Origin of the sequence: Tabrizicola sp., from assembly GCF_016792905.1 — a bacterium.
Lineage (GTDB): Bacteria > Pseudomonadota > Alphaproteobacteria > Rhodobacterales > Rhodobacteraceae > Tabrizicola.
The window spans coordinates 1-4,334 of sequence record NZ_JAEULP010000084.1 but is presented as its reverse complement, the minus strand read 5'-3'; the positions used below and the strand labels follow the sequence as shown (position 1 = coordinate 4,334).

Genomic DNA, 4,334 nt, shown 5'->3' with positions numbered 1-4,334 from the left:
GAAAAAACGCGAGCTGTTCCTCAAGCGCCGCCTGCGCGTCCGGAACAAGATCAAGGCGACCTCGCATGGTCGTCTGCGGCTGTCGGTGCACCGCTCGTCGAAGAACATCAGCGTCCAGCTGATCGACGACGTGAAGGGTGTCACCATTGCGGCGGCCTCCACGCTGGAGAAAGACCTCGGCGTGGTCGGCAAGAACAATGTCGAGGCTTCCGCGAAAGTGGGCGCCGCGATTGCGGAACGGGCCAAGAAGGCCGGGGTCGAGGAATGCTACTTCGACCGTGGCGGCTTCCTGTTCCACGGCAAGATCAAGGCGCTGGCCGATGCGGCCCGTGAAGGCGGCTTGAAGTTCTAACAGCGGGCGGCATTCGTGCCGCCCCGATGATCCGGGCCCCGGACCTTTTCCGGTTAGCACCAGGATTGGTTTCAGTCGGCGCGTGCAGCGCCACCAGTGAAGGAATGCCTTATGGCAGAACGTGAAAATCGCCGGGAAGGCCGTGGCAACGACCGCCGCGACAACCGCCCGGAAGAAACCCCGGAATTCGCCGACCGCCTGGTCGCGATCAACCGTGTCTCCAAAACCGTCAAGGGTGGCAAGCGCTTCGGCTTTGCGGCTCTCGTCGTTGTCGGTGACCAGCGTGGTCGCGTCGGCTTCGGCAAGGGTAAGGCCAAGGAAGTGCCGGAGGCAATCCGCAAGGCCACCGAACAGGCCAAGCGCTCGATGATCCGCGTCGCGCTCAAGGACAGCCGCACGCTGCACCACGACATCGAAGGCCGCCATGGCGCGGGCAAGGTCGTGATGCGCACCGCCGTGGCCGGGACCGGCATCATCGCCGGCGGCCCGATGCGCGCCGTGTTCGAGATGCTGGGCGTCCAGGACGTCGTCGCCAAGTCGATCGGCAGCCAGAACCCCTACAACATGATCCGCGCCACCATCGACGGGCTGAAGCTGGAAGCCTCGCCCCGTTCGGTCGCGTCGCGTCGTGGCAAGAAGGTTGCGGAAATCCTCCGCAAACCCGAAGCCGAAACCGTGGAGGCCTGATCATGGCTGCCAAGAAATCTGACGCCGCGAAGAAAACCATCGTCGTGAAGCAGATCCGGTCGGCCGCCCGCCGTCCGGCGGTGCAGACCGCGACGCTGAAGGGCCTCGGCCTGAACAAGCTGAACCGCACCCGCGAGCTGGAAGACACCCCTTCCGTCCGCGGCATGGTGAATTCGATCAGCCACCTGGTCGTGATCGTCGAAGAGCGCGGCTAAGCCAGGTCGGGACTTCCCCGATTGTCCAACATCAAACGCCCCTGCGGAAACGCGGGGGCGTTTTGCCATACGAAACCGCACGAACCGGCACGCCTCACCCTCCGCCCGGCTGGGGAAACCCCGGCGAGATCTCCCGGCTGAGGCGCTTGCGCAGGAAGCTTGCCCAGGACTTTGGCGTGACCAGCCGCCGCCAGCCCTTCACATACCCGGCGCTGTAGTCGAACCCCTCGGGCGCCAGGTTGTCCCGCGTATCGGCCAGGTAGGATTGCGCCGACACCGGCGGCGGGTGCAACACGATCGAGGGTACGGTCAGCAAGGCATCAATGCGGGTTAGATCAACCGGCCAGTCCGCCCTGCCGCGAACGGGCTTGCCTGACGCTTGCAGGAAGGCGGCGCCCCGCGCGGAGATGCTGTAACCGACGGCAGAGAAGGCGTTCTCCGCCAGCCGGTGCAATCGAACCTGGCTGACCGAGCGGCGACCCGGACCGCGCCAGATGCGTGCGGCAAAGCAGAAAAACTGGATAAAATCCGCCGTGCGGAACTGCCCCTGCCGGTAGAACGCGGCGAAGTCAGGGGTCAGGATGGCATCATCCTCCAGCACGATTGCGCCGGGAAGCCCCTCGTCTAGCACCCGGGCATAGGCGAGTTGATGGCTCAGCGAACAGGCAAACTCGCCGTCGCTCATCGGGTAGCCGTATCGCGCCACCGCGCCCTGCCTGTCGATTGCGGTATCCCATTCGGGACCCAATCCCTTGCGACCGTCCACGGCGTCGATGAACTGGCAGGTCAGGTTCATGGAGGCCAGCTGACGAGCGATGACGGCCCGCCGTTCGGTCGCAATGCCAAGCGAAATCACCAGGATCGGCCAATCATCAGTTTCTGCGGACATGTCACCTCTCACCTCGGGCAGTCTTGCACAGCCCTTAGGGGCCGACAAGGCAACCACCTGATCGAAGGTATCGCATTTCGGCCTGCGGGTGCTAACCTCCCCTCAACGACTCAACCCTGACCCGGCAGGGGCAGGGGGTCGTCCAAGGGAGGAAACCCATGACCACGCATTACGCGGGCGGCTGCGCCCATGTCCATGTCACGGCCAGCGCCGAGCCGATCGACAACCACGAATGCCACTGCAATGTCTGCAAGTCGGTGACGGGCCAGCACACGACCCATGTCGCCTTCTTCAACCACAAGGACATCCAGGTCGACCACCCCGAGAAGATCAAGCGGGTCCCCTTCAACAAGGACAATCCGAACGGCCCGCTGGAGATCTGCCTCTGCACCGACTGCGGCGCGGTCCTGATGCTCGACGACAAGCAGGGCCGCATCCGCGTGGCGGTGCCGAACGTCATGGGCTACGATGACGCCAAGTTCCCGAAAGCGACCTATCACGCCTTCTGGGACGAGACCAAGGGCTACCCGGCACCGCAGGACGGTCGCCCGGTCTATGGCGGCCTCCAGCCCAGTTTCGTCTGGCCGAAGGGCGCCTGAGCCAGCCTTAGCTGCGCAGGCCGTCCAGCCGGTCGGCCAGCGCCATCAGCGGCGGCGCTGCGGGCAGGGCCGCCGCGAGGATGCGGTGGAACGGCACCGGGGTCGGCGGCGTGACCGCGAAGGGCAGGTCACGGTCGGGCATGCCCAGGATGCGCGCTGCAAGTGTTCGGCCCATGACGGCGCTCATCGCGACGCCCCGCCCGTTGTAGCCAAGACCGATGGTCAGCCCCGGCGCGGGTTCGTGCAGGTGGGGCAGGGCGTCGGTGGTCATGGCGATGTAACCGCCCCATTTCCGGTCCCATCGTACGCCGTGCAGCGCCGGGAAGGCCCGCTCCGTCCCTGACTTGAGCCGCCGGAAGGCGCCAAGCGCCGCGGGCGCGTCCGGGTAACTCCCGATGCAGCCGATGCACAGGCGGCCGTCGCGGTCGTATCGGCCATAGATGATCGACCTCCGGGTATCGGCAAAGGTCGTGCCGCGCGGCAGGACCTGCGCCTGTTGCTCGTCCGTCAGCGGGGCGGTCGCCGCCTGGATCGAGACGAAGGGGATGATCGTGGCCTTCAGCCCGGGCCAGAGCGCATCGGTATAGCCGTTGGTGGCGATCACCACCCGGTCAGCACTCAGGCGCCCTGATGGAGTGGTCAGCCGCCAGCCGCCGCCCGGGTCGCGGTCCAAGGCGACAACCGGCGTCGCCTCATGGATCACCGCGCCCCGCTCCAGCGCAGCCTTCGCATATCCCCTGGTCAGCGACAGCGGCTGAACATGGCCGGCGGTGGCATGGAAAAGCCCGCCGACATAGCCCCGCGCGCCGGACCAGCTCTCCGTCGCGCTGGCGTCCAGCTCGCGGATCGTGCCCCCCGCGGCGTTCCAGCTGTCGCGCAGGGCTTGGAGCTTTGTCAGCATCCGGCCGCTGTGGGCAACCTGGAGCCAGCCCTTTTCCACCGCGTCGCAGTCGATGCCATAGCGGCGGATGTCATCGAAAAGTGCCGTGCCAGAGGATAGCGTCGCCTGCACCAGGTTGTCGCCGATGCCCGGCGGCAATTCCGCCCGCACCGCCTCGACCGTCTTGCGCAGGATCGGGTTCACCTGCCCGCCGCTGCGACCCGAGGCGCCATAGCCGACCTCGCGGGCGTCAAGGACACGGACCGAAGTTCCGGCCTCGGCCAGTCCAAGGGCGCAGCGCAGTCCGGTGAAACCCGCGCCGATGATCGCAACATCGCAGGTGGCATCACCTTGAAGCGGCGGCTGCGCGGCGAGCGAAGGCGCGGTGACGGCCCAAAGCGAAGGGGGAAGGGTCTTTCCGGAAACTGCGCTGGTCATGTCAGGGGCTCGACTCAGGTCCTGGTCACAGCTTATCCCCTTCCCGACCACGCGCCAGAGCCGATCCCGCTGCCCGGTCCTGGCGATCATCTGTCAGCGTCGGGCAGGGGAGGCAAGGCAAGGATTAAGGAAGCTTAGCCTCTAGAAAGGAACGCAACACCTGAGGTTTGGAGGGGGGTTGCGATGGAGAGGCGGGGGCGGCATCTGGACGCATGCGAGCGTGCGGTGATCTTTGCGGAGCATCGCCGGGGCACGAGCCAGCGGGAGATCGCGC

General features: G+C 66.3%; 6 protein-coding genes. 4 read left to right on the top strand and 2 right to left on the bottom strand.

Features of this window, described 5'->3' with window-relative positions:
- The 3 genes from rplR to rpmD all read left to right on the top strand — a co-directional run.
- Positions 1-352, top strand: a 352-nt coding sequence (gene rplR / locus JNL31_RS17335) for a 50S ribosomal protein L18 (protein ID WP_294975999.1), incomplete at its 5' end; no start/stop codon positions are given.
- 111 nt (positions 353-463) lie between these two features.
- A complete protein-coding gene (gene rpsE / locus JNL31_RS17330) occupies positions 464-1,039 on the top strand; it encodes a 30S ribosomal protein S5 (protein ID WP_294975996.1) in 576 nt (191 codons plus the stop codon).
- A 2-nt stretch (positions 1,040-1,041) separates the two neighbouring features.
- The gene (gene rpmD / locus JNL31_RS17325) at positions 1,042-1,254 is read left to right on the top strand and encodes a 50S ribosomal protein L30 (protein WP_294975994.1); all 213 of its coding nucleotides are present in this window, start codon (positions 1,042-1,044) and stop codon (positions 1,252-1,254) included.
- 94 nt (positions 1,255-1,348) lie between these two features.
- On the opposite strand, the gene JNL31_RS17320 is transcribed toward rpmD, so the two are convergent.
- Complete coding sequence (locus JNL31_RS17320) at positions 1,349-2,143, bottom strand: glycosyltransferase family 25 protein (protein WP_294975991.1); 795 nt, start codon at positions 2,141-2,143, stop codon at positions 1,349-1,351.
- Between the two features lie 158 nt (positions 2,144-2,301).
- Here JNL31_RS17320 and JNL31_RS17315 point away from each other — a divergent pair, with 158 nt between their 5' ends.
- Positions 2,302-2,742: a GFA family protein gene (locus JNL31_RS17315; RefSeq protein WP_294975988.1), complete on the top strand. Its 441-nt coding sequence runs from the start codon at positions 2,302-2,304 to the stop codon at positions 2,740-2,742.
- A 7-nt stretch (positions 2,743-2,749) separates the two neighbouring features.
- Here the strand turns inward: JNL31_RS17315 and JNL31_RS17310 are convergent, their stop codons facing one another.
- A complete protein-coding gene (locus tag JNL31_RS17310; protein WP_294975985.1) occupies positions 2,750-4,060 on the bottom strand; it encodes an FAD-binding oxidoreductase in 1,311 nt (436 codons plus the stop codon).
- Positions 4,061-4,334 lie beyond the last annotated feature (274 nt).